Raw genomic sequence first — 13,765 nt, forward strand, 5'->3', positions numbered from 1 at the left:
AAATTTTAACCGGTGAACTTTTTGGACAATTTACAGAAAAAAACTTGCTTAACCCCTCTTGAATTTTAGCCCGAATGTTTTAGAAATCGTAATAATTTTTTTTATAATATTGTTTTAAAAGGAATTTTTATATATTTTCCGAATTTTTCGGTTTATCAAAAATATCTTATCTACGATTACAACCCGCTTTGAAACACACAAAATATCATATCTGATGGTGTAAGTTGTAAGACGACTCTTGCATTCCAACCCGAAAGACAACTATGCTAACAGGCTTGAAATCTTCGAAACCCTGAAAGTGAACGCTCAAAATGAAAACCTATCAAACCAATCTGACATTTCGAAATCCCGAAAGAGGGACTTACAACATCACGCCAAGCTTGAATCAAACCCTTCAAAAATCGGGCATTAAGACCGGTCTATGCCATGTGTTCTGTCAACATACATCCGCCTCCTTGATTATCACCGAAAATGCCGATCCGACGGTGCGAGATGACATCGAATTTTGGTTGCGGAAACATGTGGTTGACGGCGACCCGAATTATAAGCATCATTACGAGGGAAAAGACGATATGTCCGGTCATCTACGCACCTTGCTCACAGAAACCAGTCACACCATTCCAGTGACAAACGGTCGATTGAATTTGGGCACTTGGCAAGGACTGTATTTATACGAACACCGTATGGGGACATTTAATCGTCATCTGGTGGTAACCGTTCAGGGAGAGTAAAAATGGTGATTCAAGAGCCTGCGTTCAATACAGCGCATTATGTTTTGAAGGTGATCGGTAAACACGGTTTGGTGTTTAAAACCACACACACCGATAAAGATTATTTGATCCAAGTGGCGGAACAATTATTGGAACAAAAAGATGGACATTTTACGGAATACGAAATTCATGCCAGCAACCATCCCAATATGGAAATGACCCAACCCGAGAACCTAATTCACTTTAACAAAAGAGATTTATAAACGGCTTGAGTTCAGGTCTTCTGCCGGTCTTCGGTAAAAAGCTCGTTATTCAGCTTGCTGATACCCCATTTGCAACATACAGTCTTCATAGGACATTCGGCCGGATGTTTGACGGCGCAAATTCACTTGCGACACGCCATTTGAATCTTCCCAAGCGCCTAAGGCTTCGCTTTTGCAATAATTACGGTCGGACTGAAACTGTTGATGGCTTTGCTGAGGCTTTTTAACATAGGTTTTGTTACCACAAGCGGCCATAATCGTTGCCGCCGCAACAACCAACACGATTCGCAACATACATTCATTTCCTTAGGTTTGGTTACTTGACACCGAAGCCATTTGATAACGTGCAATCCGCTTGGACAAGGTGTGCATTCGTTTAAACGCGTCCACCAATTGCATTTCCAAACGGAAAATCATAATACGCTGTGCATCCGACTTCAAATAGCGCGCCTGATGTTCCAACGATTCCTGAATCAGATGATCGATGGTGGATTTGACCGACAACACCGTCATGGCTTTATCTTCACTTTTTTCCGTTAAGGATAGCAATGCGTTATCCATACCTTTTCCGACCTCTTTGGCCAAATTGCCTAATAGATCCAGCATGGTCTGGCTGGGTTTGAATTTATTCTCAAACGCTTTGTGTTTGGCTTGCACGATGCCGGAGTCGATGGTCTCAACCAAGGATTCCATGATGTTGACAATGGTGATCAGTTTCAAATGCCGATTCTGCAACCCTTCATCCAAATCGGATTCACTGATTCTGCCGAGATACTGCAATATCTGATGCTGATAATTTTTTAAACGTTCAACGTATTTATCTTCAAAAGTGAGTTTTTCCAGCGTAATGGAATCCGCCTGAACAGCATGGTTAAAGAAACTGTTGAGTTTTTGACGAAATTGATCGATTTCCATTTCCACGGCATCCATCGCCATACTCGGTGCAGACAAGATGTCTTTGTCCAGAAATTTAGGTTTGATTTCCTGTTGATTGGTTTCATCCGCCACCACTGGGAAAAGTTTATACACCGCCCAGATAAACAGCGGCACCATCGGCAAAAACAACAATAACGCTGAGAGTTTGAAAATGGTGTTGGCATTGGCAATTTCACGCGGCGTGTTTTCGGCCAAGGTTTCCATGGTAATAATGTCCGGTGTCACCGACGGCGATACCCCAACCGACAACACCGCCAACACCGAAATAAACGGCAGCCAGATCAAGACCCCGAGCACATTAAACCCGACTTGAATCATCGCGGTACGGATGGCGTCTCGTGATTTTCCAATGGCGGCCAGCATGGCAGTCACGCAGGTGCCAATGTCCGCGCCCATTACCAGGGCTATGCCTGCAGGCAAGGTTAAAAACCCGTTGCTGGCCGTAACGATGACAATGCCGATGGTGGCCGAAGACGATTGCACCAACGCCGTAAACACCAACCCGACCAGAATGCCGTAGAGCGGATTTTGCATTTGCACCATTAAATTCAGAAAGGGTTCATAACTGCGCAGAGGATACATGGCATCACTCATGACATTCATGCCAAAAAAAATCAGACCCAAGCCCAGAATCAGTTCCCCTAAATGACGGGTACGGTTGAGTTTTGCGGCGAAATGAATGACAAAACCGACCGCAATCATCAATAAGGCCAGGTTGGTGATTTTAAACGCCACGATTTGAGCGGTGATAGTGGTTCCCAGATTCGCCCCCATAATGACACTGGCGGCTTGAGTCACCGTCATTAAACCCGCAGAAACAAACCCTACGACCAGCACCGTGGTCACTGAAGAGGACTGAATCACCGCCGTCACCAAGGTACCGGAAATGGCGCCGGTGACGCGGTTCACCGTCAATTTCTCCAACAGCTGTTTCATCCGCTCACCGGCCACCGCCAGAAGCCCTTTAATCATTAAATCCAAACCGAACAAAAACAACGCCAAACCGCCGAGTAACGACATAATCATCCCCGGCCAATCCAATTTCACCTGATAATCGTCCGCCGCCAGCGCCCATCCAGCAACACTCATTAACAAAGCCAGCAAAGCCAATGATTTGATGTGATGCATATTTAAGGAAGGTAGAAGTGAATTTGAATCGTATTTTTTCATATTTTTTAACTGGGAAATTGTTATGTAATCGAAAAAGTGGCCAAAGTAGAAATACTGTAAAGATAACGCATAATCACTGGGTATGGCGAATTAATTCATTTTGTCGGTGCCCAATTTTAAAACTTTTCAAAAAAATCGATGCCCGACCCTCGAAAAAGGCACGTCACTCACGGCAGCAGTGACCAACAAGCGGTATTTTCTTGGCTCGTTAAAGCGCCATACCGTTTAGAAGATTACACCCGTATCAAACGATAAAACATTGACTCTAGGACGCTTTATGGTACCCTTTTGCCGTTATAAACTGCTTTTATAGTGAATTCGATTATTATGAATCTCTTAGACTTTAATCTTCCGTTGGTGGTCTTAATCCCTTTCTTCGGAGCCATTTTCGCGGCTTGGGCTTCCAGATATAACCGCTTGGCATCCGCTTGGACGGCTGGAGGCATCACGCTTTTGTCTTTGGCTTTGCTGGCACCCAGCGTATCACTCCCCTTTCAGAATGAAACCTTAATTCAAAGCTGGCCCTGGATTCACAGTATCGGATTGTACTTTGCCTTTCGCCTTGACGGTTTGGCGCTGTTATTTGCCTTAATGATTCTGATCATCGGTTTATTGGTGATCTTTTATGCCCGTTATTATCTCGCGGTCAAAGATTGCATGGGGCGATTTTACTCCTATCTGCTGATGTTTATGGGCTCCATGCTGGGCATCGTTCTGTCGGAAAATCTGATTCAAATGGTGATTTTCTGGGAACTGACGTCGATTACCTCTTTCCTGCTCATCAGTTATTGGCAGCAACGCAAAGACGCACGCCAAGGCGCACGTATGTCGCTGGCAATTACCGGAGCAGGCGGTCTGGCTTTACTGGGGGGGGTTTTGCTATTAGGACAGGTTGTTGGCAGTTATCAACTGTCGGATGTCCTACAAGCCGGTGATCTGGTGCGAAACAGCCCCTTGTATTTACCGATTTTAATACTGATTTTATTAGGGGTATTCACTAAATCGGCACAATTTCCGTTTCATTTCTGGTTACCCCATGCCATGGCGGCACCGACACCGGTTTCCGCGTATTTGCATTCGGCCACTATGGTCAAGGCGGGTATTTTCTTATTAGCACGGTTTTTCCCCGTTCTATCCGGCACCCCAGAATGGTCTTGGATCGTCGGTACCGCAGGGCTGATTACCTTTTTATTGGGCGCCTATACGGCTCTATTTAAAAACGACATTAAAAGCCTGTTGGCCTATTCGACCATCAGCCATTTAGGGTTAATTACGCTCCTGTTCGGTTTCGGCACACAACTGGCCGCGGTGGCGGCGATTTTCCATATTATCAACCACGCCACCTTTAAAGCCTCATTGTTTATGGTGGCGGGCATTATCGATCACGAAACCGGTACCCGCGATATGCGTAAGCTAAGCGGTTTGATCAAGTACATGCCGCATACCGCTGCTCTGGCGATTATCGCCTCAGCCGCCATGGCCGGTGTGCCTTTGTTAAACGGTTTCTTGAGTAAGGAAATGTTTTTTGAACAAGCGGTGGAAATGTCGAAGGTGGATTCCTTTACCTGGATGATTCCGGTCTTGGTGACTATTGGCGGAATTTTCTCGGTCGCTTACTCTCTGCGGTTCATTCACAGCACTTTCTTTGGCGGTGAACCCGTCGGTTTAACCCGCACCCCGCACGAACCGCCACGGTTTATGAAAATCCCCATCGATATTCTGGTGATTGTCTGTCTGGCCGTGGGTATTTTCCCTGCTCTGACGGTCGCGCCCATTCTGCAGGTGGCTGTCATCGGAACTTTACAGACAGCCGCCCCAACTTATAGCCTAGCCATTTGGCATGGATTTAATTTCCCGTTAATGATGAGTTTTATCGCCATGGCGCTGGGAATCGTAGTGTATGTCAGACGTCGTCATTTTTTCGATTTTTATCGCAAATACATCCACAATATCGATGCCAAACGTTACTTTAACCATGGTTTACAAGGTCTCTATCAAACGTCGGTATCCGTCACGCGTTATTTCGACAAAGGGTCTTTGCAAAACGCATCTGCTTGGGTAATGGGTGCCGCAGTCGTCATCGGTGCTTATGGCATGATGCAGTACACAGGGCCTTTATTCGGTGACCGGATCTTGTTACCGGTCGATGGGTTTACCCCACTGGTGGCGTTTGGATTGGTAGTGGTCAGTATTTTATCCATGGCCTGGCAGCGTAAGCGCGTCATCACCATTATTGGGGTCATCGGTTTGGTGATTTCGCTTGGTTTTGTGAAATTTTCCGCACCGGATCTGGCCTTAACGCAACTGTCGGTTGAAGTGGTCACCATTGTATTGTTGCTGTTGGCGTTATACTTTTTACCCCAATATACGCCTAAACAATTTGGTCGAATCCGTCTATTCCGTGATTTAACCATTGCTCTGGCCGCTGGGGTGGGTGCCGCTTTGTTGACGCTGGCCGTTTTGACGCGCGATTACACCACCATTGCCGACTATTTCTTGGAAAACAGTGTCCCAGGCGGCGGCGGTACCAATGTGGTAAACGTCATCCTCGTGGACTTCCGTGGGTTTGATACCCTAGGCGAAATTGTGGTACTGGCCTTGGCAGGCCTGGGCATTTACGCCATGCTGCAAGGCTTAAAGCTGCCAGCACCCGAATGCGATACACGAGGTCGATTATGGAGCCGCGACGCCCATCCAATCATTATGCAAACGCTGACGCGCTTGTTACTGCCTTTAATGCTGATGGTGGCGGTATTTATTTTCCTACGAGGGCATAACCTGCCAGGTGGTGGATTCATTGCCGGACTGATTGCCTCCGTCGCTTTGATCGTCCAATATCTGGCCAACGGCATTGAATGGACTAGCGAACGCATCAAAGTCAATATGCACTGGGCCATTGGCTTTGGGCTGTTGATCGCCATATCCACCGGACTGGTCGCTATGGGATTAGGCTATCCTTTCCTAACATCGGCCTTCACCTATCTGGATTGGCCCATTGTAGGCAAATTTGAAGTTGCCAGTGCCATTGCCTTCGATCTGGGTGTATTCCTTGTCGTGGTCGGCGCAACGGTGATGAGTCTGGTGCAATTGGGCAAACTCAGTGATGCTTCACATCATCCCGATGACCCTAATGCCAATCCGACCTGTCAGGAGGTGAAATAATGGCCATTCTCATTGCCATCGTTATTGGCGTTCTCACCATGAGTGGTGTTTATCTGATATTACGGGCACGAACCTTCCCAGTGGTTTTAGGCATTACCCTGATCTCTTATGCCGTGAATTTTTTCTTATTCTCGATGGGGCGTTTAACCATTGGTTTACCGGCTGTGATCGATCCGAACCAAGCCGGTTACGCCGATCCCCTGCCTCAAGCGTTGGTCTTAACCGCCATTGTTATTTCATTTGGGATGACGGCCTTTTTGATTGTCCTAGCGTTGAAAGCACGGGCGGAATTAGGCAATGACCATGTGGATGGTTTGCACCTAGCCCCGGACGAAGAACCCTATCCGTCTCCTGAAACCCAATCCAATCATCCGCCCAGCGTTAAAGACCAACCAGCGGGGAAAATTGAATGATGAATCTCACTTTTTACCCAGTTCTATTGCCGCTTATCGGCGGTGTTGTGTTGCTATTGGCGCATTTAGGTGGCTTGAAGCTGCAACGCATTTTAAGCTTTATCTTAGTGTCAGGCCTGGTGTTTATCAGTGTGCTGTTATTGCAAACCGCTTTGGATTTTCCGCCACAAGTCTATGCGCTGGGTAACTGGGTGGCGCCTTACGGCATCGTTTTGGTGCTCGACAGTCTATCGGCGTTAATGGTGCTGATCACCTCGATTTTAGCCATGGGTGCCCTTTGGTACGCTATGAGCACCGGTGTGGATGCCAAAGGCTCACATTTCCATGTGTTTTTTCAATTGCAATTATTCGGGTTAAACGGCGCGTTTCTCACCGGAGACGTCTTTAACCTCTTTGTGTTTTTTGAAGTGTTGTTATTGGCTTCCTACAGCTTAATGTTGCATGGCGGCGGTCGCCTGCGCACCAAAGCCGGATTACAGTATGTGGTCATTAACCTAATCGGTTCCACCCTATTCCTGTTTGCAGTGGGCGCACTTTACGGCATCCTCGGAACCTTAAACATCGCCGACATGGCGGTAAAAGTGGCGCAATTGCCCGAAAGCGAACAGGCCGTAGTCGCGTCCGCCGGATTGCTATTGCTGCTGGTTTTCGGTGTCAAAGCCGCCATCTTCCCGTTGTATCTCTGGTTGCCCCAAGCGTATGCCAATACTTCGGCACCCGTGGCCGCGCTGTTTGCCATTATGACCAAGGTTGGACTCTACGCCATTATTAGGGTGCACGGCACTGTTTTCGGTGAAACAGCCGGGGACTTGGCGTTTTATTACATTCCATGGGTGCTGGGCTTCGGTCTGATTACCTTGTTGCTGGCCGCCCTGGGCGTTATGGCCTCGCGTGGCTTACGTGAGCAGGTCGCTTATCTGGTGTTGGCTTCAGTCGCAACCTTACTCGTCGGCATCGGTTTGAATTCACAAGCGGCCTTTTCCGCCACTTTGTACTATTTGATTCATTCCACGCTTCTGGCAGGCGGTTTTTTCTTGTTGGCGGATATGATCGCACGCGGTCGCGGGGACTTTGACGACCGGTTCGAATCCGGTCCGGTCATGCACCGCATTGTATTGCTGGGCGGCACCTTTGTATTTGTCGGCCTTGCCATGACGGGTATGCCCCCCTTATCCGGCTTTTTCGGTAAAGTATTGATTTTGGTTTCTGCCATGAATTCCATCTGGTTTGCTTGGATTCTGGGGGTGGTATTGATTTCCGGTTTGGTGATGATTATCGCGGTCGCACGTTCCGGCTCATTATTGTTTTACAATACCCAACCGCATTTGCCACGCAGCAGCGCACCCTTTAATCGAAATGCCTTTATGGCGGTGTTGCTGTTATTGAGCGTCAGTCCCATTCTGGTGATTTTTGCCGATCCGATTACCGCAGTGACCGATGCGATTGCATTACAGATATATCAACCCATGCAATACATTGAAACTGTCCTCAATACCCCAGCCGTATCCGGTTAAAAACAGGTTAGAAAGGATTGATTATGCGTTTTAGAAAACTGTTACCCCATCCGGTACTCAGCCTATTTTTATGGGTGATCTGGTTGTTATTAAACAATACCTTCAGCCCCGGTCATATGGTGATGGGGTTGATTCTGGCGATTGCAATTCCGTTGCTGACGTCCGGTTTCTGGCCGGAAAAAGTGTGTTTAAGTAAGCCCCTCACGCAATTGCGTTTTCTCGGGGTGGTGTTATGGGATATTCTGATAGCCAATATCGCGGTGGCCAAACTGATTTTAGGGCCTCAAAAAAAACTCAAACCCGGCTTTATTACCATTGATCTGGATATTCAACATCCTTTAGGCATCAGTTTTTTGGCCAATACCATTTCATTGACGCCGGGAACGGTTTCCTGTGATCTATCGCAAGATCGCCGTCAATTACTGGTGCACGGTTTGCATATAGAAGACCCAGGCCTGGCGATTACTGAAATCAAACAACGTTACGAAAAGCCGCTGATGGAGATATTTGAATCATGTTAGAAATGGTGTTGAAAATTGCATTCGTGCTGGTGAGCTTAGCGTTGATTCTCAGTTTTTATCGACTGGTGAGAGGGCCGAGCCTGCCGGATCGCATTCTGGCCTTGGATACCTTAAATATTAACGCCATTGCCATATTGATCCTATTCGGCATTTTTCACGACAGCCCGCTGTACTTTGAAGCCGCTTTATTAATCGCCGTAATGGGGTTTGTCGGCACGGTAGCGCTCAGCAAATACCTGCTGCGCGGCGATATTATGGAATAAGGTGGACAGCATGATACTGGAATATATTTTAGCGGGTTTGATTTTAATCGGCGCTTTCTTCACCCTGGTCGGCTCCATCGGACTTTATAAACTGCCGGATTTTTACATGCGTCTGCACGGTCCCACCAAGGCGACCACCTTAGGCGTGGGGGCCATTTTATTGGCATCGGTTCTGTATTTTACCTTTAAAGACGGTACCCTCAGCCTACACGAACTGCTGATCACCCTGTTTTTATTCATCACCGCACCGGTCAGTGCTCATTTAATGGCCAAGGCGGCGGTGCACATCAAAGTGAAACAGGTGAAACACACCCAAAACCGCATCGAATAAAAGCCTTCTCAGTCCGCTTTTGAAATGATTGAATACACAACCTAGGGTAACACTGCGAAATACCGCTCAATCCCTATTTAAAGCGCCATTTAAAGGCTTTCTATTCCCTTCCTTGAATTCAAGCGTTTGTCGCTTGCTGCTGTACTCAATCAATCAAAATTAAAATCATCCAGATTCGGAGCCGGTGGATTACCGTTGTAAATCAGATTCTGACGATACTGCATATAGCTTTCACGCATGAAAATATAGGGATCCGGCTGGGCGCGCATTTCTGTGACCAACCCCATCGCCTGGGTGTAATCTACGAATTTCTCTCCGAGAAACAGCGATAAACGCCCAATATCATCCGTTTCAATCAGATAGGAATAAGTGGGGTTATAAAGGGAATCAATGCTCCCACCGACCAGTTCCCGTGTGGTGTAAGGTCCCAGGATGGGCACCATAAAAAATGAGGCTTCCGACCAGACACCCCATTTATAAAGCGTTTGCCCCAAATCTTCTTTGTGGTACGTCAGGCCTGCCGGTGTGGCAATATCCAAAATTCCAAAAAAACCAAAACTCGTGTTTAATGCCAAGCGCATAAAACTGGTCAAAGTGCCTTCGATATCCCCTTGAAATACCGAATTAACCACATTCAACGGTTCTTTCAGGTTTTGAAAGAAATTCCGCACGCCAATACGCGCCGGAACCGGTACATAATCATTATAGGCATCGGCCACCGGCTCACCAATGGCATCATTAAACGCCATATTGAAGTCAAAAATGGCACGGTTCCAGCCCTCGTAAGGGTCTTGACTGTTCATAGCCGGCTGTTTTTCAAAGGTGTGCTCTTTGAGTATTTCATAATCATCCGCATGAGCGGAAGAAAAGACCGATAGACATCCAAGCAGGAATACTGTCAACATCAGCAGTGTGACTGGAACTTCTGATCGAACAATACGGTTAAACAGTAACATGATTCACAATACTCTATGGCTGAATGGAAGAAGTACAGGGTAAATGAATTTCACTTAAAGTTTCTTTAAATATCTGTAACACTTTATGCCTTGGGAAACTTTTTCGCCAAGTCATGACCACCTGTCGTTTCGCAATCGGCGTTTTCAGCGGTTTAAACGTCAGCAAATCGTCCGGCTGCTGACAGGCGGAACAGGGTAGAACTGTAATCCCCGCACCGGAAGCCACCATATAGCGAATGGTTTCCAAAGAACTGCCTTCCAATGTTTTCTGTAAAGGGTTGCTCTGATAGTTTAAATGCATCAGCGCCGGATAGGCTTCAACAACCTGATCGCGAAAGCAATGCCCTGCCCCCAGCAAGAGTACCGTTTCATCATGGATGTCATTCAGATCAATGGTGCTCTGTCCGGACAGCGGGTGATCCTTAGGCATGGCCACCAGAAAAGACTCTTCATAAAGCGGAAAAATGTCCGTATTCGGCTCGGAAAACGGCAAGGAAACGATGATTACATCCAATTCACCGCTGTGCAGTTTTTTCGCCAACTCATGAGTATAGTTTTCTTCGATGGATAAGCGAATGTTCTTGGCTTTCTGATGAAACTGGGAAATTAAATGCGGCAGTAGGTAAGGACCGATGGTGTAGATGACACCGAGTTTCAATTCGGTGGTCTGCGATTGCTCGTCCCGGGTGAGTTGTTTAATGGCTTTGGTTTTTTGAATGATTTCGTCTGCCAGATCCACGACCTGCTGACCGATGGGGGTAATCAAAACGTCGTTCTTGCGTCGTTCAAACAGAGTGACATCTAACTCTTCTTCGAGCTTTTTAATGGCGATACTTAAAGTGGGTTGGCTGACAAAACAGTTTTCCGAAGCGCGGCGAAAATGTTTTTCCTTGGCCAGTTCCACCAGATATTTCAGTTCGTTTAAGGTCATGAGTTAAATCTAATTAATAAAAGATAAAGTATATATTAAATGTATTTTTTTAATATTTCTGTTGTTATTGGTGTGACTAAAACCACAGGATAAGTTGGCTAAATCAAATTATTTCAATACCTTAACTTGTTGGTAACCCGGTAGAAAGATTGGCAGACTGTCTTTGTATGGTATGTGGGCGAAATGTGGATAACCTAAGGTTTCAGTTTTGGCTCAATTTTATGCACAGAAAATGACTTTTTATCCCCAGTTCATACCGATGTTATCGAGCATTTATCCATAGACTATTCACAGGAACCATTCATAGGCTAAGGGGTTAAAAATTCAGGGTTTCTTCCTCACCGATCAAGCTGACTTCCGGATTTAGAGAATCCCGCAAACTGCGTTTGAACAATAATTTATTTTGTACCGGTTCCGGCAGGTCGGTGAATAAAATGAGGTCTTTTTCGATCATCAGATCCACCATATCTTCAATGACTCGAACCATTTCCAGATCCAGATCATTCAGTACGTCTTTAATTAAGGCTTCGTTCTGAGAATTTTCCAAAAAGGCTTTCACTTGCGGGTCAAAGACACTCGACATGGTGTAACCGGGCGTATTGGTAAAGGTGATGTCTTCAATTTCGTTTTGCACATTGCATTTGATGTAAATCATATTAACCACCGCACAGATAAAAGGGTGATTCAGTATAATCGTTTGCGCGCCTATTTGCATCCGCATAAGTGATTATTAAACTGAATGGCAACCAAAAAGTTGTCAGGACTCGATTTCGGAAATCACATGACCGAGCAGTTCCGTAAGACGGTTATTTTCAGAATAATCGACCGGACAATCGATAATGGTCACGGTTCGGGTATTTAAAGCGGTTTTCAGAGCTGGCAGCAGTTCGCTGGCTGCTTCAATGCGCACGCCTTTTGCGCCGAAGGATTCGGCAAATTTGACAAAATCCGGGTTATTGAAATCGATGTAGGCGGAGCGACCGTAGCGTCGTTTTTGTTTCCAGTTAATCAGGCCGTATTGATTGTCGTTCCAAATCAGAATGACGATCGGTGTCTCGCAGCGCAAAGCGGTTTCGATTTCCTGCGCATTCATCATAAAACCGGCATCGCCGGTCACGGCGACAATGGCTTTTTCCGGGAAAGCCAGTTTGGCACCGATGGCACCCGGCACAGCAATGCCCATGCTGGCAAACCCGTTGGAAATAATGCAAGTATTGGGGACTTCAGAGCGGAAAAAACGTGCCATCCACATTTTATGCGCGCCGACGTCGCAAATGGCAATGTCTTCTTTATTCATCGCCGTGCGTAAATCCCAGATAATTTTTTGCGGCTTCATTGGCCAGGCCTGGCTGTCCGCCATTCGATTCATTTCCTGAATCATGGATTCTCGAAGGGGAAAAGGCAAGGGAGCAGATTCTTTTTTAGGCAGCTTTTCCGTTAAGGCTTTCAGGTTACGTCCAATGTTGCCGATCAGTTCCACATCTGGAATGTAACTGTAGTCCACTTCGGCCGGATCCGTGTCCAGGTGAATTAACGTGTGTTCACGATTTGGATTCCATAAATGCGGATGGTATTCAACCATATCAAAACCGACGCAGATCACCAGATCGGATTCGGCGAAACCGGCATTTTCATAGTCGCCTTTTTGCAAGCCGGCCGTGCCGACAGACAGTGGGTTTTTATAATGTGGCACGGCACCCTTGGCCATAAAGGTGTTGACGATGGGAATTTGAAAATGATTGGAAAAGGCATACAAAGCGTCGGTGGCACGCGCCCTGACCGCGCCGTTGCCAACCAATATCATGGGTTTGTGTGCCTTGAGAATAATCGAAGCGGCTTTGTCGATTAACTTATGATCCGCGAGACTGAGTCGGGATTCCATAACCGGTAACGGTTTTTCCGGGGTGGTCATTTCACTGATGTTTTCCGGAAAGTCGATAAACGCAGCGCCCGGTTTTTCAGCCTGTGCCAGTTTAAAGGCTTTTCGCACCACTTCCGGCAGAATTTCCGGTTCCAACACTTGGGCGGAATATTTGGTAATGGGTTTGAACAAATTGACCAAATCCACCACCTGATGGGATTCTTTATGCAAACGCGTGGTGGCGGCTTGTCCGGCGATGGCCACCAGCGGCGAGTTGTCCATATTGGCATCGGCCACACCTGTCACCAGGTTGGTGGCGCCAGGGCCCAGAGTGGAAAGGCAAACGCCCGCTTCGCCAGTCAAACGACCGTAAACGTCGGCCATAAAAGCAGCGCCCTGTTCATGACGACAGGTAATGAATTGAATTTTAGAATCCAATAAAGCGTCCATCATATCCATATTCTCTTCACCGGGAATGCCGAAGACGTATTCCACTTGTTCATTTTCAAGGCATTGTACGAAGAGTTTGGAGGCTTTCATGATATGTTCCATTGTAAATAAAGGAAATTATCGGAAATCACCAGGCCTGGTGATTTCCGAAAGTGTCGGTTTAAGCAGAGTTTCTCAAACGATTATAAACGCAAAATCGGGAGAAGGGCAAAATTCAGAAAATACGTCGGCATGGAATGCACGCTGCAGGCATTCCGAACAAGGATTCATTATCGATTAAGGAG

General features: G+C 46.7%; 14 protein-coding genes. 8 read left to right on the forward strand and 6 right to left on the reverse strand.

What is annotated here, in order from left to right; translation table 11 throughout:
- Positions 1-311 precede the first annotated feature (311 nt).
- Together ACP5D0_RS01435 and ACP5D0_RS01440 are read left to right on the forward strand one after the other, a co-directional pair.
- Positions 312-731 carry a secondary thiamine-phosphate synthase enzyme YjbQ gene (locus ACP5D0_RS01435; protein ID WP_472363767.1) on the forward strand — a complete coding sequence of 140 codons (420 nt, stop codon included), beginning with the start codon at positions 312-314 and terminating at the stop codon, positions 729-731.
- Positions 732-733: 2 nt separating this feature from the next.
- Positions 734-973: a hypothetical protein gene (locus ACP5D0_RS01440; RefSeq protein WP_472363768.1), complete on the forward strand. Its 240-nt coding sequence runs from the start codon at positions 734-736 to the stop codon at positions 971-973.
- 45 nt (positions 974-1,018) lie between these two features.
- On the opposite strand, the gene ACP5D0_RS01445 is transcribed toward ACP5D0_RS01440, so the two are convergent.
- Together ACP5D0_RS01445 and ACP5D0_RS01450 are read right to left on the reverse strand one after the other, a co-directional pair.
- On the reverse strand, positions 1,019-1,267 hold the full coding sequence (locus tag ACP5D0_RS01445) for a hypothetical protein (RefSeq protein WP_472363769.1): 249 nt from the start codon (positions 1,265-1,267) through the stop codon (positions 1,019-1,021).
- Positions 1,268-1,279: 12 nt separating this feature from the next.
- The gene (locus tag ACP5D0_RS01450; RefSeq protein WP_472363771.1) at positions 1,280-2,998 is read right to left on the reverse strand and encodes a Na/Pi cotransporter family protein; all 1,719 of its coding nucleotides are present in this window, start codon (positions 2,996-2,998) and stop codon (positions 1,280-1,282) included.
- Positions 2,999-3,406: 408 nt separating this feature from the next.
- Here ACP5D0_RS01450 and ACP5D0_RS01455 point away from each other — a divergent pair, with 408 nt between their 5' ends.
- Genes ACP5D0_RS01455 through ACP5D0_RS01480 form a run of 6 tightly spaced genes read left to right on the forward strand, consistent with a single transcriptional unit; the run spans position 3,407 to position 9,283 of the window.
- The gene (locus ACP5D0_RS01455) at positions 3,407-6,241 is read left to right on the forward strand and encodes a monovalent cation/H+ antiporter subunit A (protein ID WP_472363772.1); all 2,835 of its coding nucleotides are present in this window, start codon (positions 3,407-3,409) and stop codon (positions 6,239-6,241) included.
- Positions 6,241-6,654 carry a Na+/H+ antiporter subunit C gene (locus ACP5D0_RS01460; RefSeq protein WP_472363773.1) on the forward strand — a complete coding sequence of 138 codons (414 nt, stop codon included), beginning with the start codon at positions 6,241-6,243 and terminating at the stop codon, positions 6,652-6,654. The genes ACP5D0_RS01455 and ACP5D0_RS01460 overlap by 1 nt, the downstream gene beginning before the upstream one ends.
- Positions 6,651-8,168 carry a monovalent cation/H+ antiporter subunit D gene (locus tag ACP5D0_RS01465; RefSeq protein ID WP_472363774.1) on the forward strand — a complete coding sequence of 506 codons (1,518 nt, stop codon included), beginning with the start codon at positions 6,651-6,653 and terminating at the stop codon, positions 8,166-8,168. Before ACP5D0_RS01460 ends, ACP5D0_RS01465 begins: the two co-directional genes overlap by 4 nt.
- A 23-nt stretch (positions 8,169-8,191) precedes the next feature.
- The gene (locus tag ACP5D0_RS01470; protein WP_472363775.1) at positions 8,192-8,689 is read left to right on the forward strand and encodes a Na+/H+ antiporter subunit E; all 498 of its coding nucleotides are present in this window, start codon (positions 8,192-8,194) and stop codon (positions 8,687-8,689) included.
- On the forward strand, positions 8,683-8,952 hold the full coding sequence (locus ACP5D0_RS01475) for a K+/H+ antiporter subunit F (RefSeq protein WP_472363776.1): 270 nt from the start codon (positions 8,683-8,685) through the stop codon (positions 8,950-8,952). The genes ACP5D0_RS01470 and ACP5D0_RS01475 overlap by 7 nt, the downstream gene beginning before the upstream one ends.
- A gap of 13 nt (positions 8,953-8,965) precedes the next feature.
- Positions 8,966-9,283 carry a Na+/H+ antiporter subunit G gene (locus ACP5D0_RS01480; protein ID WP_472363815.1) on the forward strand — a complete coding sequence of 106 codons (318 nt, stop codon included), beginning with the start codon at positions 8,966-8,968 and terminating at the stop codon, positions 9,281-9,283.
- Positions 9,284-9,432: 149 nt separating this feature from the next.
- Here ACP5D0_RS01480 and ACP5D0_RS01485 read toward each other — a convergent pair whose 3' ends face one another.
- The 4 genes from ACP5D0_RS01485 to ACP5D0_RS01500 all read right to left on the reverse strand — a co-directional run bounded on the left by ACP5D0_RS01485 (position 9,433) and on the right by ACP5D0_RS01500 (position 13,571).
- Positions 9,433-10,239: an MlaA family lipoprotein gene (locus ACP5D0_RS01485; RefSeq protein WP_472363777.1), complete on the reverse strand. Its 807-nt coding sequence runs from the start codon at positions 10,237-10,239 to the stop codon at positions 9,433-9,435.
- Positions 10,240-10,252: 13 nt separating this feature from the next.
- Positions 10,253-11,170, reverse strand: coding sequence for a hydrogen peroxide-inducible genes activator (locus tag ACP5D0_RS01490; protein ID WP_472363778.1), 918 nt, complete (start codon positions 11,168-11,170; stop codon positions 10,253-10,255).
- A gap of 316 nt (positions 11,171-11,486) precedes the next feature.
- Positions 11,487-11,825: a hypothetical protein gene (locus ACP5D0_RS01495; protein ID WP_472363779.1), complete on the reverse strand. Its 339-nt coding sequence runs from the start codon at positions 11,823-11,825 to the stop codon at positions 11,487-11,489.
- A 102-nt stretch (positions 11,826-11,927) separates the two neighbouring features.
- Positions 11,928-13,571 (reverse strand): acetolactate synthase large subunit, encoded by a 1,644-nt coding sequence (locus ACP5D0_RS01500; protein ID WP_472363780.1) that lies wholly within the window; start codon positions 13,569-13,571, stop codon positions 11,928-11,930.
- Between the last annotated feature and the right edge of the window lie 194 nt (positions 13,572-13,765).

The sequence above is a fragment of the Hydrogenovibrio sp. genome (genome assembly GCF_049975065.1).
In the GTDB taxonomy this organism is placed as follows: Bacteria; Pseudomonadota; Gammaproteobacteria; order Thiomicrospirales; family Thiomicrospiraceae; genus Hydrogenovibrio.